This is a genomic window from Streptoalloteichus tenebrarius (assembly GCF_024171885.1).
GTDB classification, from domain to species: domain Bacteria; phylum Actinomycetota; class Actinomycetes; order Mycobacteriales; family Pseudonocardiaceae; genus Streptoalloteichus; species Streptoalloteichus tenebrarius.
Map to the genome: position 1 here is coordinate 1 of NZ_JAMTCP010000066.1, position 23,183 is coordinate 23,183.

A 23,183-nucleotide genomic window follows, 5' to 3' on the forward strand; every position below is an offset into this window, starting at 1 on the left:
GATGTCTCGCATTCACTGTGTGGTTCTGGGAGAACCAGCGCTGCTGGCCCGTGTGGGTTGGTGTGTTGCGGTTTTCGGTGGTGTTTCGGTGGTTTTGGCGGAGGGGTCACGCCCGGTCCCATTCCGAACCCGGTAGCTAAGTCCTCCAGCGCCGATGGTACTGCACTCGTGGGGGTGTGGGAGAGTAGGTCGCCGCCGAACTTTTTGTGGGGTCGTGGCCCGTGCCAGGTTTTCTGGTGCGGGCCACGGCTTTTTTTGTGGGTTGTGTGGGGTTGTGGTGTGTGCCTGCCTTGGGTGGTGGGTGCGCGCGGCAACCCCTTTTTTTTGTTGTGTTGTGTGTTGGTGGGTGTTCCCGGCGGCGGCCTTGGTCCCGGTGTTGGTGGGGGGTTGGTGTTCCCGTGTGGTGTCGTGGGGGTGGGTGTTGGGTGGGTTGTCAAGGGTGTCGTTCTGTTGGGGGATGGGGTTGTCCACAGGCGCCTGAGTTATCCACAGGTGTGGTTGTTGCTGGTGCGGTGGTGGGGTGGTGGTCGGTAGGCTGGAGCGGGGCTCGCCCCCCAGGGCGGGTGGGGGCTGACCTGGGGTAAGGGGTGGCTTCGGTTCCGGCGGGGGACGTTGGTCCCTGTTTCGCGATTCAGGCCTCGATGAGGGCTGGGCGTTGGGGTTGGTCAACGCGGATCGCCAGGTCTGCCAGGTCTAGTGGACGGATCTCCGTGGTGTAGCGGTGGTGGGCGGGCAGAGTCCACTTCTCGGGTTCTGGTGTGCGCCGGGCCAGCGCGGCCGGGGAGAGCCAGAGATGGACGGAGAAGTCGAACGGCAGTCCGTGCGCGAGCAGGAATGTGCCGTCGACGAGCAGGATCCCGCCGAGCGGCAGCGTGACGTACTCGGCGCGGGTGGCCCGGTCGGTCTCGCTGTTCCACAGGGAGGGCAGGACGCGTCCGCTGCCGTCGTCCGCGGAGGGGACGAGGACCTCGCGGCGGAGACCGTCCACGTCGAGCCAGTCCTCGTAGTAGGAGTCCGGGTCCTCCCGGCCTCGCTCGTACCGGAGCGAGGCGGGGCGGAGGAAGTCGCGGGCGGAGACGCGGAGGACAGGGTGGCCGAGCAGGCGGATCGGGTCGACGAGGGCGTCCGCCAGCTCTTCCGGGTGGGCCGCTGACGGGCCGTCGATCGCGACCCTGAGCCGCCCGTCGCCGGCCCGGTCCGCGAGGGCGGTGGCCAACTCCTGGACGAGGTTCTCCGGTGAGATCGGGCGTGCCCGCATGCCCTCGATCCTGCCGAATCACGGCACCGGGTGGGCGGAGGTTTCTCCGGAGGCGCGAAAAGGCGGCTGAGCGGGCCGCTGGCGGCCTGTCCCGACGGGAAGGGGGTTTCTTCCTTGCCCACCAACGCATGACGCCTTCTGGGTAGGCTGCGCGGCGTGAGCCTGGTCCGAGTCCTGGTTCTGGAGCCGAGCGAACTCGATCCGGTCGGTCCCCTCGGGGACTGGTTGCGGGACGCGGGCGCGGAACTGGAGATCGTGGCCCCTGCCGAGGGCCCGCTGCCCCCGCTGGGCGACTACGACGCGGTGGTCTGCCTTGGTGGCGAGATGTCGGCCTCGGACGACGCGGTTCACCCGTGGTTCGCCGATGTTCGGAAGCTCCTGGCGGAGGCGGTGTCCGCCCGCAAACCGGTGCTCGGGATCTGCCTCGGCGCGCAGCTCCTCGCCTTGGCCACTGGTGGCCAGGTGCGTGCGGGAACGCGCGGGCCGGAGGTGGGGCCGCTCCTCGTGGCGAAGAGGGACGTGGCGGCCCAGGACCCGTTGTTCGCGGACCTGCCGTTCACGCCCGATGTGATGCAGTTCCACTCCGACGAGATTCACGTCCTGCCGCCGTCGGCCGAACTGCTGGCGTCCTCGCCGCGCTACCCGAACCAGGCGTTCCGGGTCGGGGCCTGCGCGTACGCGCTCCAGTTCCACATCGAGACCACACCGCATGTTGTCGCGCGATGGTGTGAAAACAGCCCGGAGAGCGCGGCCGCCGCCAGGCCGGGTGATGTCGATGACGGGCGGCTGAGGAGCGTGCACGAGGACATCGCCGAGACGTGGAAACCCTTCGCGGAACGCTTCGTCCGCCTCGCCGCCCGATACGCCGGGTCGCTTCCCGGTGACCCACCGCCACCGCGTTCCCTGCCCTTGGTCTGAGTCACACCCGGTCCTGACGCGCCCTTGATGACGCGGAGGTAGTGTCGACGCTGTTTGGCCTGGACCGGGAGGGTTGGCGTGGAGGCCTCACTACTCGTCGTCGTCGTGGTGGTGGCGACGGCATTGATCTTCGACTTCACCAACGGCTTCCACGACACGGCCAACGCGATGGCCTCGTCCATCGCGACCGGGGCGCTCAAGCCGCGTACCGCCGTGGCGTTGTCGGCGGTGCTGAACCTGGTGGGCGCGTTCCTGTCCGTCGAGGTCGCGAAGACCATCTCCGGCGGGTTGGTGGACGACGCGAGAATCACGCCGGCCGTCGTGTTCGGCGGCCTGGTCGGCGCGATCGTCTGGAACCTCGTGACGTGGTTCGTCGGCCTGCCGTCGAGCTCGTCGCACGCCCTGTTCGGCGGCCTGATCGGCGCCACGTGGATCTCGGCCGGCTCGGACGCGGTGCACTTCGGGAAGCTGGTCGACAAGGTGCTGGTGCCGGCGGTGGCCGCGCCGCTGGTCGCCGGCCTGATCGCGATGACCGCCAGCTTCCTCACCTACCGCCTGGTGCGCAGGGCGCGGCAGGACGTCGTGGGCCGGGGCTTCCGGGCGGGGCAGGTGGTCTCGGCCTCCCTCGTCTCGCTCGCGCACGGCACGAACGACGCCCAGAAGACGATGGGCATCATCACCCTCACGATGATCACCGCGGGGATGCTGCCCGCCCAGTCCGGCCCGCCGAGCTGGGTGGTCGTGAGCGCCGCCCTGGCGATCGCGCTGGGCACCTACGTGGGCGGGTGGCGCATCATCCGGACCCTGGGCAAGGGGCTGACGAGCATCGAGGCGCCGCAGGGCTTCGCGTCGGACGCGAGCGCCGCCACGGTCATCCTGGCCTCCTCGCACCTGGGCTTCCCGCTGTCGACCACGCACGTCTGCTCCGGCAGCATCGTCGGCGCTGGCGTGGGCCGGCGCTCGCCGGACGTCCGGTGGGGCGTGGCCGGGCGCATGGTGCTGGCCTGGCTCGTGACGTTGCCGGCTTCGGCGGTCGTGGGCGCGCTCGCGGGCAAGCTCAGCTCCACGGGCACGGTGGGCACCGTGCTCGTGGCGGCCCTGGGTCTCGCGGTCGGGGGCTGGATCTACCGCGCGTCCCGGCGCAACCCGGTCAACGCCGAGACCGTCGCCGCGGCGGACACTGTCGCCGTGGCCGAGTCGGTCGTGGCGGCGGCCGAGTCCGTCACCGTCTCCGAGTCCGTCACTGTTTCCGAGACTGTCGCTGTGGGCGGGGCCGTCGTCATGGCGGAGCAGACCGAGCAAGCTGGGCAGGCCGACGGGCCGGAGTCGCCGATGGAGCCCGCCTCGGCTCCGGTGGCCGTCTGATCCGCGAGGAGCGGTTGTGCAGGTGAAGTGGGCCGCGCTCGGCGAGGTGTTCCTCGTCGGCTTCGGCGTCGCGGTCAGCGTGGTGCTGCTGTTCACGCTCGGCGTGCTGGGGTTGTCCGCCAGGGCCACGGCCAGGGAGCGCGGCGCGGGGGGCGGCCTCGGGCAGGCGGTGGCCGGTGTCTGCTTCGCCGCCTGCGGCGCTGTCGTGCTCTATGGGGTGTACCTGATCGCCTTCGGGTGAGCCGGGGCCCGCGGACTAACGTTGGCGGGTATGGCGGTCAGCGGCAGGGGGCCGGTGCTCTCCCCGGCGCGGTTCGGTTTGACCGACCCCCGGGCCGAGCGGGAACTGTGCGCGCTGGGCTGGTGGACCGACGGCGGGCCGATGCCGGGCGCCCAGTGGCTCCTGTCGGCGTTGGCGCGCAGCCCGGACCCGGACATGGCCCTGCGGGGCCTGGAGCGGCTGAGGGACGCGCTCGGGGGCGGCTGGGCGGAGCTGGACGCGGCGCTGCGGAAGGACACCGCCCTGCGGGGCAGGCTCCTCGCCGTCCTGGGGAGTTCCACGGCGCTCACCGACCACCTGGTGGTGCGGCCGGAGGAGTGGCGTCGGCTGGTCGGCGAGGCGTCCCCGACCGATGTCGGGCATTTCACCGCCGCCCTGCTCGCCGCGGTGGGAGCTGAGGAGACGACGGGGCGGCCCGGGGTCGTCAGGGCGCGGTCGCGGGGTCAGGAGGCCGTGCGGGCGCTGCGCGGGGCCTACCGCGGACTGCTGCTCGGGATCGCCGCCGCCGACCTGGCGCCGGTCGTCGAGCCCTCGCTGCCCGAGCTGGGCTACGACGCGGTGGCTGGGGCGTTGTCCGACCTGGCGGTGGCCGCGCTGCGGGCCTCGCTGGCGGTCGCCGTCGCCGAGGTCGTGGGGGAGGACGAGCCGCTGACGGTCCGACTGGCCGTGATCGCGATGGGCAAGTGCGGCGGCCGGGAGCTGAACTACGTCAGCGACGTCGACGTGGTGTTCGTCGCCGAACCGGACGCGGAGCTGGCCGTCGCGACGAAGGTGGCCAGCGCCATGATGCGCGTCGCGGGGGACGCCTGCTTCGAGGTGGACGCCGCCCTGCGCCCGGAGGGCAAGGCCGGCGCGTTGGTCCGCACGCTCGACGGCCACCTGTCCTACTACCGCCGGTGGGCGCGCACGTGGGAGTTCCAGGCGTTGTTGAAGGCGCGGCCGGTCGCGGGCGACCTCGAACTGGGAGAGCGGTACGTCGCCGCTCTGCGGCCGATGGTCTGGGCCGCGGCGGACCGGGAGGGGTTCGTCGCCGACGTCCAGGCCATGCGGCGCCGGGTGGAGAACAACGTGCCCGCGGAGCTGTCCGACCGGGAGTTGAAGCTGGGTCGGGGTGGTCTGCGGGACGTCGAGTTCGCGGTCCAACTGCTGCAACTGGTGCACGGGCGCACCGACGAGGAGCTGCGGTCCGCCGCGACCGTCGAGGCGTTGGCCGCACTGGGGCGGGGCGGGTACGTCGGGCGGGCCGACGCCGCCGACCTGGGCGAGTCGTACCGGTTCCTGCGGCTGCTGGAGCACCGGTTGCAGCTTCGGCGGTTGCGGCGGACGCACCTGTTCCCGGCCGACGACGACCAGGCGGGGCTGCGGTGGTTGGCCAGGGCGGCCGGGGTGAGGCCGGACGGGCGCCGGTCGGCGGGGGAAGTGCTGCTCGCGGAGTTCCGTCGGCACAGTAACCGGGTGCGGCGCCTGCACGAGAAGCTCTTCTACCGGCCGCTGCTGGAGGCTGTGGCCCGGGTGCCCAGCGAGGCGCTCCGCCTGACCCCGGCCGCGGCGCGTCAGCGGCTCTCGGCGCTCGGCTACACGTCCCCGGAGGGGGCGCTGCGGCACATCCAGGCGTTGACCTCCGGGGTGTCGCGGCGGGCCGCGATCCAGGGCGCGCTGTTGCCGGTGTTGTTGGACCTGCTGGCGAGCACCCCCGACCCAGACGGAGGGCTGCTGGCCTACCGGCGGGTGTCCGAGGCGCTCGCCGAGACCCCCTGGTACCTGCGGTTGTTGCGGGACGAGGGCGCGGTCGCCGAACGGTTGGCGGCGTTGCTGGGCATCTCCCGGTACGTGCCCGACCTGTTGGTGCGGGCGCCGGAGGTGTTGCGGCTGCTGGCGGACACGACCTCCCTGGCCGGCCGGGACCCCGAGGAGGCCGCCGGGTCGTTGCGCAGCGCCGTCGCGCGGCACGCGGACCCGGAGCAGGCGGTGCTGGCCGCCCGGTCGTTGCGTCGGCACGAGCTGTTGCGGGTGGCCTGCGCCGACCTGTTGGGTTTGCTCGACCTGCCGGGGGTGTGCACGGCGTTGAGCACCGTGTGGGTGGCCGTCCTGGGGGCCGCCCTCGACGCGGCCGGGCGTTCGGTGCTCCAGGGCGAGGCTCCTCCCGCGCGCGTCGCGGTGATCGGGATGGGGCGTCTCGGGGGTGCTGAGCTGGGCTACGGGTCGGACGCGGACGTGATGTTCGTCTGCGAGCCCGTCGACGGCGCGGACGAGCGGAGCGCGGTGCGGTACGCGACCGCCGTGGCCGAGCTGGTCCGCCGCCTGCTGAGCGCGCCGAGCCTGGATCCGCCGTTGCAGGTCGACACCGACCTGCGGCCGGAGGGCCGTTCCGGTCCGTTGGTGCGCACGCTCGACTCCTACCGGGCCTACTACGGCCAGTGGGCCGAGGTGTGGGAGGCGCAGGCGTTGCTGCGGGCGCGGTTCGTCGCCGGAGACGAGGAGTTGGGCGCGCGGTTCGTCGCGTCCGTCGACCCGGTGCGGTACCCGGAGGGCGGGCTGGAGCCGGCGATGGAGCGGGAGATCCGCCGCATCAAGGCGCGGGTGGACGCGGAGCGGCTGCCCCGGGGCGCGGATCCCGCGACCCACACGAAGCTCGGGCGCGGGGGCCTGGCGGACGTGGAGTGGACGGTGCAGCTCCTCCAGCTCCGGCACGCCCACGCGTTTCCCGGGTTGCGCACCACGTCGACCGTGGCCGGCCTGGAGGCCGCCAGGGACGCGGGGCTGCTGGACGCGGCGGACGCCGACGCGTTGGCCGCCGGGTGGCGGATGGCGACGCGGGCCAGGAACGCGGTCACGCTGGTGCGGGGCAAGCCGGCCGACCAGCTTCCGGGGTCCGGGCGGGAGCTGGCGGCGGTGGCCCGCGCCCTCGGGTATCCCGCGTCCGCCGACCCCGGGGAGTTCGTCGACGACTACCGACGCACGACGCGCCGTGCCCGGGGCGTGGTCGAGCGGATCTTCTACGGCCAGTGACGCGCGGAGGCGTGCCTCTCGGTCGCGCCGGTGTCGCGCCGGGCCCGCTGGTGTGCTGGAGGCCGCTCACGGACGCGTTCGGTCGTGTCCCGGGTGTGACGTCGTGAAGGCCGCGGGAACGCCGTGAACCTCGTGAACATGGTGAACGCCGTGAACGCCGTGAACGCGGTGGAACGACGAGGGCCGGGTGACGTCGCGTCACCCGGCCCCCCGGATCAGGTCTCGTCGAGTCCCTCCCCGGCGCCGTTCTCCTCCTCGTCGATCCTCAGTTCGGGAGCGGAGTCGAACAACTCCACCACCCACTCCTCGATGTAGCCCTCACCGTCCTCGTCCGGGACGATCTGGTTGTACAGCCGCACGCCGAGGTTGAGCCGGTCGGCCGCGGCGACGGCCTCGGCGGCCTCCTCCCCGGTGGGGAAGACGTGCGTGACGATCAGCTTCGGGGCGTCGTCCTCAGGGTTGGTCACGATCACCCACGCTAGTGCGCGGAGGGGTGAGCGCGCCGCCCCTGTCACCCCGAACGGCGATCGGTGGCGCGTCGGTGGTAGTGGAGCGACTCCGTGGTCCTCCCGGACGGGGCCACGGAGGTGGTGGGACCGCCGTCCCGTTGGAAGCCGGCGCGCTCCAGGGTGCGCTGGGAGGCGGTGTTCGCGACCTCGGTGCGGGCCCGCAGCTCGGTGAGGCCCAACCGGTCGAAGCACCAGGTGGTGACCAGGTCGAGGGCCCGGACGGCGACGCCCCGGCCTCGGGCGGTCGGCGTGAGCAGGAAACCGACCTCGGCGGACGCGGCGGCCCGGTCGACGTCGAACAGCACGATGGAGCCGAGGTACGCGTCGCTGGTGGCGTCGGCGATGGCCAGCACGGCGAACATGCCGTTGCGCAGTCCCTCGGCGATGGTGGTGCGGATGTCCTCCCGGACCAGCTCCGGGGTGTAGGAGGGGCGGGGCAGGTGGGCGAAACGGACGACGGCGGGGTCCTCGGTCGCCGCGGCGTAGGCTTCCGCGTCGCCCTCAGCGAGGTGGCGGACGCGGATCTCGCCGTCGGACAGGCCCTGCGGACCCAGTGCGAAGAGATCTTCCATGGCCTGGCCCAGCGTGCCAGAAAATTCTTGACCGTACGTTCCAGAGATGATGGGATACCGGTGTGGCTCGGGTGCGGGAGTTCGACACCGACGCCGCCGTCCAGCGCGCGATGGAGCTGTTCTGGCGGCAGGGCTTCGAGGCCACCTCGGTGCGGGACCTGGTCGACGCCACCGGCGTCGGGCGTGGCTCGCTCTATGCCGCGTTCGGCTCGAAGGAGGGTCTGTACGAGGCGGCGCTGCGCCGCTACGTCGAGCGGACGACGCGCGACATGCTCGAGCGCGACGCCCCGGCGCGGGAGGTCATCCGGGACTTCCTCCTCACGCTCGTGGACGAGGCGGTGACCGACGGGAGCCGTCGGGGCTGCCTGGTGACGAACGCGGTGGTGGAGCGGCTGCCGCACAGCGGGATGACGGGCCGCATCGTGCGTGACTCGCTCGACGGGCTGCGGGAGTCGGTGCTCGCCGTGCTGCGCAGGGCGGCGGACCGTCGTGAGCTGCCCGAGGAGGCTGATCTCGACGCGCTGGCCGACTTCGTGGTCACGACGGTGCAGGGGCTGCGGGTGATGGGCAAGGTGTCGCCCGATCGCCGGGTGCTGACGGGTGTCGTCGACACGGCGGTGCGAGTCCTCGGCTAGTGCTGTTGGGGCGTGGGCCCTGTTCTCACGCCCTCAATCTGGAACGTACGTTAAAGAAAGGGGAAGAGATATGACGACGCGACCGGTGGTGGCGGTCCTCGGGCTCGGGATCATGGGACGGGCCATGGCCCGCAACCTCCTGCGCCACGGCCTCCCGGTGCGGGTGTGGAACCGCACGGCGGAGCGGGCGGCCGAGCTGGCCGGAGAGGGAGCGGTGGCCGCCGCGTCGCCCGCCGAGGCGGTGACCGGCGCGGACGTGGTCCTCACGATGCTGACCGACGGCCCGGCCGTGGCCGAGGTGATGCGGGAGGCCGCGCCGGGGCTGCGGGCGGGGCAGGTCTGGTTCCAGGCGACCACGGTGGGCGTCGAGGCGGTGACCGGCCTGGCCGAGCTGGCCGGGGAACACGGCCTGGTGTTCGTCGACGCGCCGGTGCAGGGCACGCGGCAGCCGGCCGAGGCGGGGCAGCTTGTCGTCCTGGCCGCCGGACCCGCGTCCGCGCGGGAGCTGCTGCGGCCCGTGTTCGAGGCCGTCGGCCGTCACACGGAGTGGCTGGGCGAGGACGGGAGTTCCGGGGTGGCCAGCCGGCTCAAGCTGGTGCTCAACAGTTGGGCGTTGACCATGACGAACGGGGTGGCCGAGGCGGTCGCGCTGGCGCGCGGGCTCGGCGTGGACCCCGCGCTGTTCGGCCGCGTGATCGCGGGCGGGCCGATGGACAGCCAGTACCTCCAGGCCAAGGCCGCCGCCATCCTGGCGGGGGACTTCACGCCGAGCTTCAGCGTGCGCAACGCGGAGAAGGACGCGCGGCTGGTCGCGGAGGCGGCGGAGCGGGCCGGGGTGCGGATGGACCTGGCGTTGGTGGCCGGCGAGCGGTTCCGCCGGGCGCGGGAGCTGGGGCACGGCGACGAGGACATGGTCGCCAACTACTTCGGCAGCTTCCCGAACTGATCGTCCACACAGGACAGCTCCGGTGTGCGGCCCCCGCCCTCTCCGGGGGGCGAGCCCCGCTCCAGCCTACCGACAACCACCCCATGCCGAAGGGTCACATCGGTCCGCTGTGGACAACTCAGGGCCCTGTGGACAACCCCGTCGCCCAACCCGGCGAAAGGGTTGACACCACAGGAAAAACGGGTCACCACTCCCGTGCGCCGGGGAGCACATTCACCAGAGGACAGCCCCCACCCGCCCTGGGGGGCGAGCCCCGCTCCAGCCTATCCGCCCAGCACCCCACCGCGAAGGTGATCACACAAACCTGTGGACAACCAACACACCTGTGGATAACTCGGGCATACAGAGCCAAAAGGAGTTGACAACCCAAGAGGAACTCGTCACGAACCCGAGGCCCTCGACAGAGCGCGAACACAGGCAGAGCGGTGGGCCGGCGTCGCACCCGGCCCACCGCAGCGCACCCGGCCCACCGCGGAGATCACTGCCCCCGCGGCGGAAGCCGGTGCAACACCAGGTCGGCCAACACCCCGTCCCGCACCTCCGCCGTCATGTAGGTGTGGAACGGCTGCCGCCGCCGGTCGGTGGGTGAACCCGGGTTCAGCAGACGCAGCCCCGTCTCCGTCGTGGTGTCCCACGGGATGTGGCTGTGCCCGAACACGAGCACGTCGATGTCCGGGAACCGCGCGGCGCAGCGCCGCTCCCGGCCGGTCGCCGCGCCGGTCTCGTGCACCACGGCCACACGCAGACCGCCCAGCTCGACCCGGGCGACCTCCGGCAGGCGAGCCCGCAGCTCGGGGCCGTCGTTGTTGCCGTGGACGCCGACGAGCCGGCGCGCCCTGGCCTCCAGCGCGTCCAGCAACCCGACCGACACCCAGTCGCCCGCGTGGATGACCACGTCCGCCGCGTCCACCTCCCGCCACAGGCGCTCCGGGAGGTCCCGCGCCCGCTTGGGCACGTGGGTGTCGGCCATCAGCAACAACCGCACGCCTCACCTCGGCTCAGTCGACTGGCGTCAGCAACTCTCGTTCGCGCACCACGGGAAGTGACAGCGTGCGGTAGCCACCGTCGTCGAACAACACCACGACGATGTCGTTCTCCACCGTCTGCACGGTCCCGTCGCCCCACTCGCGGTGCCGCACCCGGGTTCCCGGCCGGGGATCGCCCCGCCGCCGCTCGTGGGACCGCCCCCGGTCGCAGTTGTCGCAACGGCCGCAGGGTTCGTCCCTGGTCTCCCCGAGCATCTCCAACAACACCCGCCGCCGGCAGTCGGTGGTCTCGGCGTAACGCCGCATCGTCTCCACCCTGCTGCGTTGGAGGTCGTGGCGACGCCGCAGGGACTCGGCCGCCGCCTCGGACAGCCGGGCCAGCGGTGTCTCCGTGTCCCCGGCGGACAGGCGCCGGTGGGCGACCTCGCGCACCGCCCCGACCCTGACCAGTGGCGGCACGATGCGGGAGACGGTGTGCCGGGGCAGCCCCACGCGTTCCGCGAGCTGCGCGCGGGAGCACGGCCCCGACTGTCGGAGCTGCTGAACCAGCGCCGCGAACTCGTCAGGGGCGGGGTCGCCACCGGAGGCCAGGTACCGGGCCAGGCCGAAGTCACCAGGACCGTGGTGCAGGACCGCCGCCGCGTCCGCGCCGTCCCGGCCGGCCCGCCCGATCTCCTGGTAGTAGGCGTCCACCGACGGCGGCGGGTCGGCGTGGAGCACGAACCGGACGTCCGCCTTGTCCACGCCCATGCCGAACGCGCTCGTCGCCACCACCACGCGCAGCCGGTCGGCCATGAACGCGTCCTGCACGTCGTCGCGCTCCTGCCGGCGAAGCGTCCCGTGGTAGGCCGCCGCGTCCTCCCCGGCGGACCGCAGCGCCTCCGCCAGCCTCTCCGCGTGGCGTCGTGTGGCCACGTAGACGATCCCGGCGCCCTCGCGCTCCCGCACGTCCGCGACGACCGCCTCGTCCTTCGCCCGCTTGTCGTGGACACGGACAGCGAGGTGGATGTTCGGGCGGTCCACACCCCGCACCACCACCGCCGGGTCCCGCATGCCCAACCGGTCGACGATCTCCTCGCGCACGCTCTCGGAGGCGGTCGCGGTGAGCGCGAGCACCCGGGGACGCCCCAACTCGGCGATCACCCCGTCCAGGGCGAGGTAGTCGGGTCGGAAGTCGTGGCCCCACTCGCTGACGCAGTGCGCCTCGTCCACGACGAACAACGACGGACGCGCCGCGCGCAGCGCGTCCACGACGTCGCGTCGCGCGAGTTGTTCCGGTGCGAGGAGCAGGAACTCCAGCTCGTGGCGGCGGAGCGCCGCGAAGGCCTCGCTGCGCGCTCCGGCGGAGATGCGGGAGTTCGCGCAGGCGGCCGACAGGCCGGCGGCGCGGAGCGACTCGACCTGGTCCCGCTGGAGGGAGAGGGTGGGGGAGACCACGACTGTGGGGCCGGACATCGTGCGGCCGGCGATCGCGTAGATCGCCGTCTTGCCCGCGCCGGACGCGAGCACCACCAGGGTGTCCCGCTGTCGCAGTTCGCGGAGCGCGTCGACCTGCTCCTCGTGCAACCGCGCGTCGTCGCCCAGCACCTGGCGGACGGCGTCCTCGGTCGCCACCGGCTGTTCCTGCCGCATGACCCCTCTTCCCACGCCGGATGGGGCTACCCCGGGGAGCGGAAGGGAAACGGCGGAGGCATGGCCGGGTGACGTGCGGGTACGCCTGTCGGCGACACACAGCCGACCGTGGGAGGCATGGTGCGACCAGAGGGGAAGGCGCCGCTCGTTCAGGGAGCCGCACGGGGCGTCGTGGGGGCGATGGCCATGAGCGGACTGCGGACACTCAGCGCGGCCGTCGGCGCGCTCAGCGAGACCCCGCCGGAGGCCATCGTGCGGGAACGGGGCCGGGGGCTCCTCCGCGCGGTGCCGAAGCGCGGTGAGCGCGGCGTCATCGAGTTGCTGCACTGGGCCTACGGCGCGGTCGGCGGCGCGGCGTACGCGCTGGTCCCCTCGCGACTGCGGGACCACGCCTGGGTGGGACCCCTGTACGGGGCGTTGCTGTGGGGGATGTTCGAGGCCGGGATGGCGCCCCTGCTCGGGCTGCGGCGCACCCACCAGCCACGCCCCGCCGAGCGGGTGGCCCTGCTCGTGGACCACCTGCTCTACGGCTGGGTCGTGGGCGCCGCGTCGCCGTTGCGACGCGACTCCTGAGAGGTCAGTGCCGTTCGCAGTCCTTGCAGCGGACTCTGGCGACGAGCTGGCGGTTCGCGCCCCCGTTGACGGGGATCGGCTCCTGGTTGCCGAGGCGTTCCCACGCCTGGGGAACATGCCGGATCTCTCCCCACCGCGAGTAGTCCGGGTCGTCCTTGTGCGCGCACCCTCCTGGCAGGTGAGCGGTGCCCGTCGGGCTCACCAGGAGGACGTCGGGGCTCCGGCCCGGCGCCGAGGCTCGGCGGGTGTGCTCGCACTGGCCGATCGGAAGGTCGCATCGCTCGCAGCGGGGTTCACGCGTTCCCATCGCCTCATGCTCGCGGCTCGCCCCCACCTCCGCCCAGGGTTTTACCGATCTTCGTACGACTGGCTTCCGCCGATTGGCTTCCGCGCGCTGGGTGCGTCCCGGCGGGCGAGAAGAGGACGAGAAGAGGACGAGAAGAGGAGAGGGCGTGGCGAGCGGCGGGAACGCGAGAAGGGCCGGAGCCAGGTGGGAGTGCGAGTCACCACCTGGCCCCGGCCCTCCTCGGGTACCCGTTCACGTCAGGGCGACGCGTGCGACCTCGAAGGACCGAGGACGGCGAGGAAGGCCCCGCGGTCACTCCTTCCCGCTCGATCGCAGGTCAGGGTTCTGCCCGGATCACACGTCGTAGTACAGCGCGAACTCGTACGGGTGCGGCCGGAGGCGGATCGGGTCGATCTCCTGCTCGCGCTTGAGGGCGATCCAGGTCTCGATCACGTCCGGCGTGAACACGCCGCCCTCCAGCAGGTACTCGTGGTCCCGCTCCAGGTTGTCCAGCACCTCGGGGAGCGAGCCGGGGACCTGCCTGACGTCCCTGGCCTCCTCGGGCGGCAGCTCGTAGAGGTCCTTGTCGATCGGGTCCGGCGGCTCGATCTTGTTGCGGATGCCGTCGAGGCCGGCCATCAGCATGGCGGAGAAGGCCAGGTACGGGTTGCCGGAGGCGTCGGGGCAGCGGAACTCGATGCGCTTGGCCTTCGGGTTGTCACCGGTGATCGGGATCCGGACGCAGGCGGAGCGGTTGCGCTGCGAGTAGACCAGGCTCACCGGGGCCTCGTAGCCCGGCACCAGGCGGTGGTAGGAGTTCACCGTCGGGTTGGTGAACGCCAGCAGGCTCGGCGCGTGGTGCAGGATGCCGCCGATGTAGTGGCGCGCGGTGTCCGACAGGCCGGCGTAGCCGGTCTCGTCGTGGAACAGCGGCGCGCCGTCCTTCCACAGCGACTGGTGCGTGTGCATGCCGGAGCCGTTGTCGCCGAACAGCGGCTTGGGCATGAAGGTCGCGGTCTTGCCGGCCTGCCACGCCGTGTTCTTCACGATGTACTTGAAGAGCTGGAGGTCGTCGGCGGAGTGCAGCAGGGTGTTGAACCGGTAGTTGATCTCGGTCTGCCCCGCGGTGCCCACCTCGTGGTGCGCCCGCTCCACCTGGAACCCGGTCTTGGCCAGGTTGAGCACGATCCGGTCGCGCAGGTCGGCGAAGTGGTCGGTGGGCGAGACCGGGAAGTAGCCGCCCTTGAACCGGACCTTGTAGCCCTTGTTGCCGCCCTCCTCGTCGGAGCCGGTGTTCCACCAGCCGGCGATCGAGTCGATCTCGTGGAAGGAGGCGTTCTCGGTGCTGTCGAACCGGATCGAGTCGAACAGGTAGAACTCCGCCTCGGGGGCGAAGTAGGCGATGTCGGCGATGCCGGACTCGGCGATGTACTGCTCGGCCTTGCGCGCGATGTTGCGCGGGTCGCGGCTGTACGGCTCGCGGGTGAGCGGGTCGTGCACGAAGAAGTTGACGATGAGCGTCTTCTCGACGCGGAACGGGTCGATCCGCGCGGTCGCCAGGTCGGGCAGCAGGAGCATGTCCGACTCGTGGATCGACTGGAAGCCACGCACCGACGAGCCGTCGAAGGCCAGACCCTCGGCCATCATGTCCGCGTCGAACGTCTCGGCCGGCACCGTGAAGTGCTGCATGATGCCCGGCAGGTCGCTGAACCGGACGTCGATGAACCTCACGCCCTCATCGGTGATGAAGCGCACGACCTCGTCGGGATTGGTGAACACCCTCGTTGGCTCCTTCACGCACTCGGTCGCCAGGCCGGTGCGGGCTCGCGACCGGCTGTGAGGGCGACGCTAGGGAAGGGGTGTTGCCCGACCGTCACCCCGGTGTTTCACCAGTGTTAACGGTCGCCCGGCCGGGCGGGCTGTATCACCTGCTCGGGGCCTGGCGGGGACGGCCGCCTACCCTGGTGGGGTGGCGAGCAGGTGGACCGGGAGCTGGCTGTCCGGACCGGGCGCCGCTCAGGAGCCCGGAGCGGACGACGAGCAGCAGCGGTGGCGGGGCGAGCGGCTGGGGCTGCCGCAGGACGGGCCGGACGCGGTGGCCGGATGGGGCCGCCGCGCGGTCGCGCTGCTCATCGACTGGGTCCCGTGCGCGCTCGTCGCCGAGTTCCTGACCCAGAACCCCGCCACGTCGGCGCTGGCGCTGTTCGCCGTGTACGTGACGCTGGCGGTGGCCTTCACCGGCAGGACGGTCGGCAAGGCCGCGGTGGGGCTGCGGGTCGCCAGGGTGGCCGACCGGGGACGTCCCCCCGTGGGCGCGGCCGTGATCCGCGCCGTGCTGACCTGTCTGGTGATCCCGCCCGTGGTCTACGACAAGGACGGACGGGGCCTGCACGACCGGGCCGTGGGCACGGTGGTGCTGCGCACCCGCTGAGTCGACCAACGAGCCGACCAACGCCCACAGGGGCGCCGGTGTCCTGCGCCGTTCAGGGCCGCGAGGTTCCGGCCACGGGGCAGGGACGGATGCGGGGACCGGCCACTGTCGGCGCCTCCACGTACGACAGCCCGCGAAGACAGCCCAAGAACGTCATCGGCCGGCCGCCCTGGTGGCGAACACCAGGGCGGCCGGCCGACTCTCACGAGCTTCAGCGGCGACGGATGGCGCGCTGGACGCTGCGCATCTTCGCGCCCTGCGGGATCGGCCCCTTCGGCATCCCGACGCCCTTGCTGCGCAGGGCCGCCAGCCGGTTCTCCAGGCTGTCCATCTGCGCCCCGGTGATGTTGCGGGGGAGCTTCATCAGGTGCGACTGGAGCTTGCTCAGCGGGACCTGGCCCTGCTCGTTGCCCACGATCACGTCGTAGATGGGGGTGTCGCCGACCAGGCGGGAGATGCGCTTCTTCTCCTGCGCCAGCAGCGCCTTCGTCCGGTGCGCCGACCCCTCGCCGACGAGCACGACGCCGGGACGCCCGATCACGCGGTGCACGGTGTCGAGCTGCGTGGTGGCCGCGACCGCCGTGGCGACCCGCCACCGGCCCTTCATGTTCTCCAGCGCCCACGCGGCCGCGCCGGGCTGGCCCTCGGCCTTGGCGTAGACGTTGCGCTGGACGCGCCGGCCGAACACGATCACCGCGGCGAGCGCGCCGAAGGCGAGGCCCACGGGCAGGAAGACCCACTGGAGGCCCCAGATCCAGCCCAGCCCGAACACCACGGCCGCGACGCCGAGCAACGCGACGAGCATCCACGGCACGAGCGCCTTGTCCTCGCGGCGCTGCATCCGGAACGCCTCGAAGATCTGCTGGCGACGCTCACGGGACGCCTGCTTGCGGGCGCGGGCCGCTTCCTTCGCCGCCGCCTTGTCCTGCTTGGGGGCCATGGTTGCCAGGATACGGCGACCAGGTGGCCGCCTCGCCCCCGACCAGGTAACTCCCGGAGTCCGTCCCGACGCCCGGGACGGCCACGCCACCCCCCGTGGCCGCCTGCTGAGGGGCGGGGCGGGGTGCGGACTCGTCCTGGGAATCCGACAGTGCGGGTGGCGCTTTCTCGTGGCCGTCGCCGTTTCCCATTGCCGGATGTTCGCTTGCTCGCCGCACCTCTGCGTTAGGGCGAACTAGTGAATCGTCGAGAGTGGTGACAATGGAGTCGGAGACGCGCACGTCGTGTGTGTGACGTCGAGGGGTCGACGTCCTTTCGTTCATGAGGGGGAAATTCGTGGGAAAGAGTGTCGCCAGAACGCTGGTTCCGTTGGCCGGCGGTGGCGATGGTCGTCGCGGGCGCCGTTCCGGCGTTCGCCGAGGTGCCAACAGTCTCGGCCGTCGTGGAACCCGCGCATTCTCGGACCCGATGGTTATAAGACGTTGAAGCTGCGCATGTCCGAGCAGGAAGCGGTCGCCACCGGCGTGCTCCAGGACGGCAGGTCTACGGCACCTGTGCGCTGCACAAGATCGTTCAAACTGAGGGGACACACCTGAACCGCTCTGGTGTGACCATCTCGCCGAAGGTCGGTGTCTGGTCCATTCCGGCCACATCCAAGATGTGCACTCCTCAGGAGATCTGGCGCGGTTCCCAGCTCTCCGACGTCAAGGACGCCTATCCTGACCTGACCCAGGACCCGAACTATTCCTACATCTACACGGCGTCTGTCCCCGGAAATCCGGACGCTCAGTATGATTTCACGTTTCCCGACGGCCCGCTCGTCTTCGAGTTCGGGCTCGGCCTGAAGGGTGTGACGTCCGAGGAGGCGTGCTCCTTGTAGCCGTGGGTGGCGTGACCGCTGATTCGCGTGGGGAATGAGGAGGGGCCGCCCCGGAGAACCGGGGCGGCCCCACTCGTGAGTTCGGGTTCGGGCTCAGCGGGCCAGGAGGGCGCTGATCTCCTGGGCCGACGGGCCGGCCTCGGCCAGGTGCCGCAGGTTCTCCGGCAGCTCCTCGCCCCGCGCCTGGACCGTCTGGGCGTACAGGCGACCGGCGCGGTAGGAGGACCGCACCAGCGGGCCGGCCATCACGCCGGGGAAGCCGATGCGCTCGGCCGTCGCCTTGTGCTCCAGGAACTCCTCCGGCTTCACCCAGCGGTCGATCGGGTGGTGCCGCAGGCTCGGCCGCAGGTACTGCGTGATCGTGATGATCTCGCAGCCGGCGTCGTAGAGGTCCTGGAGCGCGGTGGTGACCTCCTCCGGCGTCTCGCCCATCCCGAGGATGAGGTTCGACTTGGTCACCAGGCCGGCCTCGCGGGCCTTCGTGATGACCTCCAGCGAGCGCTCGTACCGGAACGCGGGCCGGATCCGCTTGAAGATCCGGGGCACCGTCTCCAGGTTGTGCGCCAGCACCTCGGGTCGGGAGTCGAAGACCTCGGCGAGCTGCGCCGGGTCGGCGTTGAAGTCCGGGATCAGCAGCTCCACGCCGGTGCCCGGGTTGAGCGCGTGGATCTGGCGGACGGTCTCGGCGTACAGCCACGCGCCGCCGTCGGGCAGGTCGTCGCGGGCCACGCCGGTCACGGTCGAGTAGCGCAGGCCCATGGCCTGCACCGACTCGGCGACGCGACGCGGCTCGTCCCGGTCGAAGTCGGCCGGCTTGCCGGTGTCGATCTGGCAGAAGTCACAGCGTCGGGTGCACTGCTCGCCGCCGATGAGGAAGGTGGCCTCCCGGTCCTCCCAACACTCGTAGATGTTGGGGCAGCCGGCCTCCTCGCACACGGTGTGCAGGCCCTCCCGGCGCACCAAGCCCTTCAGCTCGCGGTACTCCGGCCCCATCTTGGCCCGGGTCTTGATCCACGGAGGCTTCTTCTCGATCGGCGTCTGGCTGTTGCGAACCTCCAGTCGCAGCAGCTTGCGCCCCTCGGGTGCGACGGTCACGGCCCCACCCTACGCCCCGGCCGTCACCCCTTCGAGCCTCGCTCAGCGGGGCCGGGGGCGTTCGGCGGGGAGATCCGCGTCACCCGGGGAACGGCTCGACCCCGGTCAGCTCCGCGGTCCGCGTCCACAACCGGGCGGCCAGGTCGGCGTTCCTGGCCGCGCGGCTGGGGCGGACGCGGGTCGGCGCGCCTGTGACCTCGGCGAACCCGTTCGGCCCGAAGAACTCGCCACCGCGCACGTCGGGCGCGGTGGCGGCGTAGAGCTGGGGGAGCGCGCCCTGCTCGACGCTCTGCGAGAACAGGCGGTTGACCAGGCGGCCGGCGGCGGCGAGCAGGGCGCTGCGCCGCGAGCGGGCCATGTTGGAGACCAGTTCCGTGGAGGTGACGCCGGGGTGGGCGGCGACGCTGACCAACGGCAGGCCCGCGGCGCGTGCCCGCCGGTCCAGCTCGAACGCGAAGAGCAGGTTGGCCAGCTTGGACTGGCCGTAGGCGAGCGGCGTCAGGTAGGGGCGGCGGTCGAAGTTCGGGTCGGTCACGTTGAGGCCGCCGACGCGGTGGGCCAGGCTCGACACGGTGACCACGCGGGGCGCGGCGGCCGCGGCGAGCGCCGGGCCGAGCAGCCAGGTCAGCGCGGCGTGGCCGAGGTGGTTGGTGCCGAACTGGAGGTCGTGGCCGTCGGCGGTGCGGCGGTGCGGGGTCGCCATCACCCCGGCGTTGTTGACCAGCAGGTCGAGGGTGTCGTCGGTGCGTTCCCGCACCTCGGCCGCCGCGCGGCGCACGGAGTTCAGGTCGGCCAGGTCCAGCTCGACGAGTTCGGCGTCGCCGTGTCGGCCGACCCGTTCCAGCGCGGCGCGGCCGCGTTCGGGGGACCGGCAGGCCATGAGGACCAGCGCGCCCCGTTCGGCCAGGCGCACGGCGGTCTCCAGGCCGAGACCGGAGTTGGCTCCGGTGATGAGGACGGTGCGGCCGGACTGGTCGGGGATGTCCTGCGCGGTCCACGCTGCCATGAGCAATACCTACCGTTGGGTAGCGGGTTGCCGCCACCCTTTCGTTGCGACGAAATGTCAGCCGATGGAGACGAGGCGGCGGAGCAACGCGCCCACGGTCGCTCGCCGTCGCGGTGGCGCCGCGGGCGTGCTTCGGAGGAGGGACAGGAAGTCCGCCCCGATCCGGGTGATCTGCTCGACCGGCTCGTCCGGCTCCGCGAGGCCCGTGGCCAGGGCGAGCAGTCGGTGTTCGGCGGCCATGGCCGTCCGGAGGGCCTCTCCCTCCGCTGTCTCGTGCGCGTCCAGCGCCTGGCGCAGGGCGCGTTCCCGGGACGCCAGGTGACGCCACGCGTCGGCCACCGCGGCCACGCGGTCCCGGTCGGGGCGTCGGGCGGCCTCGTCCAGCGCCAGCTCGACCTTCGGGGCGAGCAGCACCAGCCATCGGCAGTGCAGGGCGCGCACCAGGTCCGCGCGGGTGGCGAAGCCCGCGGCGATCTCGGGCAGGTCGGCGAGGGGAAGGGGGCGCCCGGGGTGGCGGGCGGTCCAGTCGAGGGCGGCCAGGACGGCGTGGCGTCGGCGGTAGAAGTCGCTCCGGCTCATCGCTGCCTCCTCGCGACCGACGGGACATACCCTGGGTCTGGGGCATACCGTCGGTATGGGCCGTCACGGCCGAACATACCAGCGGTACGTACTCGCGGTATGTCGTAGGGTTGTGATCGTGGTGACAGTGCGGTCGCGCCGAACGGAGTACTCGGCGTCGACCAGGCAGGCCCTGGTCGACAGCGCCGTCGAGCTGTTCACCGAGCGGGGCTACGCCGGCGCCGCGCTGGACGAGGTTGCCCGCAGGGCCAGGGTCACCAAGGGGGCCCTCTACCACCACTTCGGCGGGAAGCAGGCGTTGTTCGAGGCCGCGCACGAGGCGGTCGAGACCGATGTGGTCGCCCGCCTCGCCCGTGCCATGGACGGGACCGGCGGGCCGTGGGAGACCGTCAAGGCCGGGTTGCGCGCCTTCCTCGACGTCTGCCTCGAACCCGCCTACCAACGGATCGTCGTGCGCGAGGCCCCGGTCGTGCTGGGCAGGGACCGCTCGCGCGAGGCCGACGAGCGCTTCACCTTCGGCGTGGTCCGACAGGCGATCGCGGGACTCGCCGCCACCGGGGAACTCGCCGACCTTCCGGTGGAGGCCCTCGCGAGGGTCGTGTTCGGCGCGCTCTCCGCCGGGGCCACCATGATCGCCGACTCCCCGGAGCCGCACGCGGCCCGCGTCGACGTCGAACGCTGCGTCGAGTACGTCCTGGAGGGCCTGCGCCGACCGTGAGCAGGCGCCGGGGACGGACGCTGGGCCGAGGCTGGCCCGACGCCCTGTAGAACGGCTCCGCGGCGCGCCGGGGACCGGTCTGGTCCGCCCGCCGCGCCCCGCTCCCTCCAACCTCCACAGTGGACCCGAACGGCGGGTGACCGGATGCTCACCTAGCCTTGGCGCACGTGACTGAAGCGTTGACGTTCCGGATCTTCACCGAGCCCCAGCAGGGGGCGACCTACGACGACCTGCTGCGCGTGGCGCGGTGCGCCGAGGACGCCGGTTACGACGCCTTCTTCCGGTCCGACCACTACCTGAAGATGGGCTCCGTCACCGGGGAGCCGGGCCCGACCGACGCCTGGATCACGCTCGCCGGCCTCGCCAGGGAGACCAGCCGACTCCGGCTGGGCACGCTCATGACCGCCGCGACCTTCCGCCACCCCGGACCGCTGGCGATCACCGTCGCCCAGGTGGACCACATGTCCGGCGGCCGGATCGAGTTCGGCCTCGGCGCCGGCTGGTTCACGGAGGAGCACACCGCCTACGGCATCCCGTTCCCCGACACCCGCGAGCGGTTCGACCGCTACGCCGAACAACTGGAGATCATCACCGGGCTGTGGGAGACCCCGGCCGGGCAGACCTACACCTTCCGCGGCCGCCACTACGAGCTGGTCGACGCGCCCGCGCTGCCCAAGCCCGCGCAGCGCCCGCGCCCGCCGGTGCTCGTCGGCGGCCTCGGCGCGCGCCGGACCCCCGCGCTGGCGGCGCGGTTCGCCGACGAGTTCAACCTGCCGTTCGTGGACGCCGACACCGCGGCGGCCCAGTTCGACCGGGTGGCGGCGGCCTGCGCCGAGATCGGCAGGGACGCCACGGAGATCACCCGCTCCGCCGCGTTGGTCGTCTGCGTCGGCCGGGACGAGGCCGAGGTGGCGCGCCGCGCCGACGCCATCGGCCGCGAGGTGGAGGAGCTGCGGCTCAACGGGCTGTGCGGCACCCCGGCCGAGGTGGCCGACAAGCTCGCCGACTACCGCGAGCGGACCGGCCTCCAGCGGGTCTACCTCCAGGTGCTCGACCTGTCCGACCTCGACCACGTCGAGCTGATCGCCGCCGAGGTCGCGCCCCGCTTCCGCTGAGCGGCCCCTCCTCACGCCGAACACAGGAGGGCGCGCCCGGGATGTCCCCGGGCGCGCCCTCCGCGTCGGTCGACCTCGTCAGCGGGCGGGGCGCCCGCGAGTCACACCAGCGGAACAAGAGCAGCAGGACAAGATCAACAGGGCGGGGTCAACAGGGCGGTGTCAACAGGGCGAGGTCGGCGCGCCAGAGCGGGCGCCTGGTCAGTGGGACAGGGCGAAGGTCACGCCCGGCGCGGCCGGCCGCTCGCGGCGCAGGTCCCTGTCGCTGACCGGGAGCTCCCCCTCCAGCGCGGCGAGGACGGCGCGCTCCGCGACCGGCAACACCTCGGCCACGGACACGTCCCTGCCCAGCTCGTCCGACAGGGACGCGACGCCGGCGTCCCTGATCCCGCACGGCACGATCCGGCTCCACGCCGCCATGTCCGGGTCGCAGTTGATGGCGAAGCCGTGCATCGTCACGCCGCGCTGCACCCGCACCCCGATCGCGGCGACCTTGCGCTCCGGCCGCCGGTCGTCGGCGGGCAGCCACACGCCGCTGCGGCCCTCGACCCGGCCGGCGCCGACCACGCCCAGCTCGTCGCAGACCGCGATCAGGCCCTGCTCCAGCCGCCGCACGTAGTCGACGACGTCGACCGGCTCGGCCAGCCCCACGATCGGGTAGCCGACGAGCTGCCCCGGACCGTGCCAGGTGATCTTGCCACCCCGGTCGACGTCCACGACCGGCGTGCCGTCGTCGGGCCGGTCCTCCGGCCGCGTCCGCTTGCCCGCGGTGTAGACGGAGTGGTGCTCCAGCAGCAGCAGGGTGTCCGGGCCGCGGCCCTCCGCGCGGGCCTGGTTGAGCTCGCGCTGGAGGTCCCAGGCCGCCACGTAGTCGATCGTGCCGAGACGCCGCACCTCGACCGGGTCGGTCGACAGGCGGCAGGAGGTGTCAGGACGGCTCACGGACGCCGACACTACGCCGCCGACGCCGGCCGCCGCCAAGGGGCGTGACCAGGACGGATCGCCGGGTGGCGGCACGTGCGCGGCGCGTCAGCCCCGCGTGAGGCAGGCGCGCAGCGCGTCGCCCACCGCGGGGTGCAGGAAGGTGTAGCCGTGGCGTTCGAGCGCGGCCGGGACGGCGCGCTGGCCGGTCAGCAGGGTCTCCGCGGCCTCGCCGAGCACGGCCCGCAACGCGAACCCGGGGACCACCCACGGCGTGGGGCGGCGCAGCGCGTCCCCGAGCGCGTGGATGAACTCGGTGTTGGTGACCGGAGCTGGCGCGGTGAGATTGACCGGCCCGGACAGGGACGGGTGCTCCAGCACGAACCGGATGGCGTTGACCTCGTCGTCCAGCGAGATCCACGACAGGTACTGCCGGCCGTCGCCCCACCGGCCGCCCAGGAACGCGGAGAAGAGGGGACGCAGCCGGCCCAGCGCCCCGCCGGACGGGGACAGCACGACGCCGCTGCGCA

General features: G+C 72.3%; 24 protein-coding genes and 1 rRNA gene. 12 read left to right on the top strand and 13 right to left on the bottom strand.

The window, feature by feature from the left end; genetic code table 11:
* Positions 1–84 precede the first annotated feature (84 nt).
* Positions 85–201, top strand: a 5S ribosomal RNA gene (gene rrf, locus LX15_RS30460).
* A gap of 430 nt (positions 202–631) precedes the next feature.
* Here the strand turns inward: rrf and LX15_RS30465 are convergent.
* Complete coding sequence (locus tag LX15_RS30465; RefSeq protein ID WP_253674488.1) at positions 632–1,258, bottom strand: nucleoside/nucleotide kinase family protein; 627 nt, start codon at positions 1,256–1,258, stop codon at positions 632–634.
* Positions 1,259–1,420: 162 nt separating this feature from the next.
* Between LX15_RS30465 and LX15_RS30470 the strand changes: the two genes are divergently transcribed.
* The 4 genes from LX15_RS30470 to LX15_RS30485 all read left to right on the top strand — a co-directional run bounded on the left by LX15_RS30470 (position 1,421) and on the right by LX15_RS30485 (position 6,830).
* The gene (locus tag LX15_RS30470) at positions 1,421–2,176 is read left to right on the top strand and encodes a type 1 glutamine amidotransferase (protein ID WP_253674520.1); all 756 of its coding nucleotides are present in this window, start codon (positions 1,421–1,423) and stop codon (positions 2,174–2,176) included.
* 78 nt (positions 2,177–2,254) lie between these two features.
* The gene (locus LX15_RS30475) at positions 2,255–3,541 is read left to right on the top strand and encodes an inorganic phosphate transporter (protein WP_253674489.1); all 1,287 of its coding nucleotides are present in this window, start codon (positions 2,255–2,257) and stop codon (positions 3,539–3,541) included.
* Positions 3,542–3,557: 16 nt separating this feature from the next.
* On the top strand, positions 3,558–3,782 hold the full coding sequence (locus tag LX15_RS30480) for a hypothetical protein (protein WP_253674490.1): 225 nt from the start codon (positions 3,558–3,560) through the stop codon (positions 3,780–3,782).
* Between the two features lie 30 nt (positions 3,783–3,812).
* Positions 3,813–6,830: a bifunctional [glutamine synthetase] adenylyltransferase/[glutamine synthetase]-adenylyl-L-tyrosine phosphorylase gene (locus tag LX15_RS30485; RefSeq protein WP_253674491.1), complete on the top strand. Its 3,018-nt coding sequence runs from the start codon at positions 3,813–3,815 to the stop codon at positions 6,828–6,830.
* Between the two features lie 215 nt (positions 6,831–7,045).
* On the opposite strand, the gene LX15_RS30490 is transcribed toward LX15_RS30485, so the two are convergent.
* Complete coding sequence (locus LX15_RS30490; protein ID WP_253674492.1) at positions 7,046–7,297, bottom strand: hypothetical protein; 252 nt, start codon at positions 7,295–7,297, stop codon at positions 7,046–7,048.
* A 44-nt stretch (positions 7,298–7,341) separates the two neighbouring features.
* Positions 7,342–7,911 carry a GNAT family N-acetyltransferase gene (locus tag LX15_RS30495; RefSeq protein ID WP_253674494.1) on the bottom strand — a complete coding sequence of 190 codons (570 nt, stop codon included), beginning with the start codon at positions 7,909–7,911 and terminating at the stop codon, positions 7,342–7,344.
* 62 nt (positions 7,912–7,973) lie between these two features.
* On the opposite strand from LX15_RS30495, the gene LX15_RS30500 reads away from it, so the two are divergent.
* Both LX15_RS30500 and LX15_RS30505 read left to right on the top strand, forming a co-directional pair.
* Positions 7,974–8,546, top strand: coding sequence for a TetR/AcrR family transcriptional regulator (locus tag LX15_RS30500; protein ID WP_253674496.1), 573 nt, complete (start codon positions 7,974–7,976; stop codon positions 8,544–8,546).
* A 70-nt stretch (positions 8,547–8,616) separates the two neighbouring features.
* Positions 8,617–9,492 carry an NAD(P)-dependent oxidoreductase gene (locus LX15_RS30505; RefSeq protein WP_253674498.1) on the top strand — a complete coding sequence of 292 codons (876 nt, stop codon included), beginning with the start codon at positions 8,617–8,619 and terminating at the stop codon, positions 9,490–9,492.
* Between the two features lie 478 nt (positions 9,493–9,970).
* On the opposite strand, the gene LX15_RS30510 is transcribed toward LX15_RS30505, so the two are convergent.
* Entirely contained in the window at positions 9,971–10,477 is a 507-nt protein-coding gene (locus tag LX15_RS30510) for a metallophosphoesterase family protein (protein WP_253674500.1), read from the bottom strand.
* Between the two features lie 13 nt (positions 10,478–10,490).
* Positions 10,491–12,110: a RecQ family ATP-dependent DNA helicase gene (locus tag LX15_RS30515; protein ID WP_253674502.1), complete on the bottom strand. Its 1,620-nt coding sequence runs from the start codon at positions 12,108–12,110 to the stop codon at positions 10,491–10,493.
* Between the two features lie 117 nt (positions 12,111–12,227).
* Here LX15_RS30515 and LX15_RS30520 point away from each other — a divergent pair, with 117 nt between their 5' ends.
* Positions 12,228–12,683 (top strand): DUF1440 domain-containing protein, encoded by a 456-nt coding sequence (locus LX15_RS30520; RefSeq protein WP_253674504.1) that lies wholly within the window; start codon positions 12,228–12,230, stop codon positions 12,681–12,683.
* A 4-nt stretch (positions 12,684–12,687) separates the two neighbouring features.
* Here LX15_RS30520 and LX15_RS30525 read toward each other — a convergent pair whose 3' ends face one another.
* Together LX15_RS30525 and glnA are read right to left on the bottom strand one after the other, a co-directional pair.
* Complete coding sequence (locus tag LX15_RS30525) at positions 12,688–12,990, bottom strand: hypothetical protein (RefSeq protein WP_253674506.1); 303 nt, start codon at positions 12,988–12,990, stop codon at positions 12,688–12,690.
* Between the two features lie 333 nt (positions 12,991–13,323).
* Positions 13,324–14,748, bottom strand: coding sequence for a type I glutamate--ammonia ligase (gene glnA, locus LX15_RS30530; RefSeq protein WP_253674508.1), 1,425 nt, complete (start codon positions 14,746–14,748; stop codon positions 13,324–13,326).
* A gap of 190 nt (positions 14,749–14,938) precedes the next feature.
* Between glnA and LX15_RS30535 the strand changes: the two genes are divergently transcribed.
* Positions 14,939–15,400, top strand: a complete 462-nt coding sequence (locus LX15_RS30535; protein WP_253674510.1) for an RDD family protein — start codon at positions 14,939–14,941, stop codon at positions 15,398–15,400.
* Between the two features lie 211 nt (positions 15,401–15,611).
* Here LX15_RS30535 and LX15_RS30540 read toward each other — a convergent pair whose 3' ends face one another.
* The gene (locus LX15_RS30540) at positions 15,612–16,340 is read right to left on the bottom strand and encodes a DUF4191 domain-containing protein (protein WP_253674512.1); all 729 of its coding nucleotides are present in this window, start codon (positions 16,338–16,340) and stop codon (positions 15,612–15,614) included.
* A 606-nt stretch (positions 16,341–16,946) separates the two neighbouring features.
* Here LX15_RS30540 and LX15_RS30545 point away from each other — a divergent pair.
* Positions 16,947–17,219, top strand: a complete 273-nt coding sequence (locus LX15_RS30545) for a hypothetical protein (RefSeq protein WP_253674514.1) — start codon at positions 16,947–16,949, stop codon at positions 17,217–17,219.
* Between the two features lie 93 nt (positions 17,220–17,312).
* Here LX15_RS30545 and lipA read toward each other — a convergent pair whose 3' ends face one another.
* The 3 genes from lipA to LX15_RS30560 all read right to left on the bottom strand — a co-directional run bounded on the left by lipA (position 17,313) and on the right by LX15_RS30560 (position 19,899).
* Complete coding sequence (lipA, locus tag LX15_RS30550; RefSeq protein ID WP_253674515.1) at positions 17,313–18,314, bottom strand: lipoyl synthase; 1,002 nt, start codon at positions 18,312–18,314, stop codon at positions 17,313–17,315.
* A gap of 79 nt (positions 18,315–18,393) precedes the next feature.
* Positions 18,394–19,320, bottom strand: a complete 927-nt coding sequence (locus LX15_RS30555; RefSeq protein ID WP_253674516.1) for an oxidoreductase — start codon at positions 19,318–19,320, stop codon at positions 18,394–18,396.
* A gap of 57 nt (positions 19,321–19,377) precedes the next feature.
* On the bottom strand, positions 19,378–19,899 hold the full coding sequence (locus LX15_RS30560; protein WP_253674517.1) for a hypothetical protein: 522 nt from the start codon (positions 19,897–19,899) through the stop codon (positions 19,378–19,380).
* A 127-nt stretch (positions 19,900–20,026) separates the two neighbouring features.
* On the opposite strand from LX15_RS30560, the gene LX15_RS30565 reads away from it, so the two are divergent.
* Both LX15_RS30565 and LX15_RS30570 read left to right on the top strand, forming a co-directional pair.
* A complete protein-coding gene (locus LX15_RS30565; RefSeq protein WP_253674521.1) occupies positions 20,027–20,617 on the top strand; it encodes a TetR/AcrR family transcriptional regulator in 591 nt (196 codons plus the stop codon).
* A 179-nt stretch (positions 20,618–20,796) separates the two neighbouring features.
* Positions 20,797–21,732, top strand: a complete 936-nt coding sequence (locus LX15_RS30570; RefSeq protein ID WP_253674523.1) for an LLM class F420-dependent oxidoreductase — start codon at positions 20,797–20,799, stop codon at positions 21,730–21,732.
* Positions 21,733–21,933: 201 nt separating this feature from the next.
* Here the strand turns inward: LX15_RS30570 and lipB are convergent, their stop codons facing one another.
* Both lipB and LX15_RS30580 read right to left on the bottom strand, forming a co-directional pair.
* Complete coding sequence (gene lipB, locus LX15_RS30575; protein ID WP_253674518.1) at positions 21,934–22,674, bottom strand: lipoyl(octanoyl) transferase LipB; 741 nt, start codon at positions 22,672–22,674, stop codon at positions 21,934–21,936.
* Positions 22,675–22,761: 87 nt separating this feature from the next.
* A partial coding sequence (locus LX15_RS30580) for a DUF1731 domain-containing protein (RefSeq protein WP_253674519.1) occupies positions 22,762–23,183 on the bottom strand: 422 nt, incomplete at its 5' end.

What these genes read in the sequence shown, in the direction of transcription:
- LX15_RS30465 (WP_253674488.1), bottom strand. Translation starts at nt 1,258, where the DNA reads ATGCGGGCACGCCCGATCTCACCGGAGAACCTCGTCCAGGAGTTGGCC.
- LX15_RS30485 (WP_253674491.1), top strand. Translation starts at nt 3,813, where the DNA reads ATGGCGGTCAGCGGCAGGGGGCCGGTGCTCTCCCCGGCGCGGTTCGGT.
- LX15_RS30495 (WP_253674494.1), bottom strand. Translation starts at nt 7,911, where the DNA reads ATGGAAGATCTCTTCGCACTGGGTCCGCAGGGCCTGTCCGACGGCGAG.
- LX15_RS30505 (WP_253674498.1), top strand. Translation starts at nt 8,617, where the DNA reads ATGACGACGCGACCGGTGGTGGCGGTCCTCGGGCTCGGGATCATGGGA.
- LX15_RS30515 (WP_253674502.1), bottom strand. Translation starts at nt 12,110, where the DNA reads ATGCGGCAGGAACAGCCGGTGGCGACCGAGGACGCCGTCCGCCAGGTG.
- LX15_RS30520 (WP_253674504.1), top strand. Translation starts at nt 12,228, where the DNA reads ATGGTGCGACCAGAGGGGAAGGCGCCGCTCGTTCAGGGAGCCGCACGG.
- LX15_RS30525 (WP_253674506.1), bottom strand. Translation starts at nt 12,990, where the DNA reads ATGGGAACGCGTGAACCCCGCTGCGAGCGATGCGACCTTCCGATCGGC.
- LX15_RS30540 (WP_253674512.1), bottom strand. Translation starts at nt 16,340, where the DNA reads ATGGCCCCCAAGCAGGACAAGGCGGCGGCGAAGGAAGCGGCCCGCGCC.
- LX15_RS30555 (WP_253674516.1), bottom strand. Translation starts at nt 19,320, where the DNA reads ATGGCAGCGTGGACCGCGCAGGACATCCCCGACCAGTCCGGCCGCACC.
- LX15_RS30560 (WP_253674517.1), bottom strand. Translation starts at nt 19,899, where the DNA reads ATGAGCCGGAGCGACTTCTACCGCCGACGCCACGCCGTCCTGGCCGCC.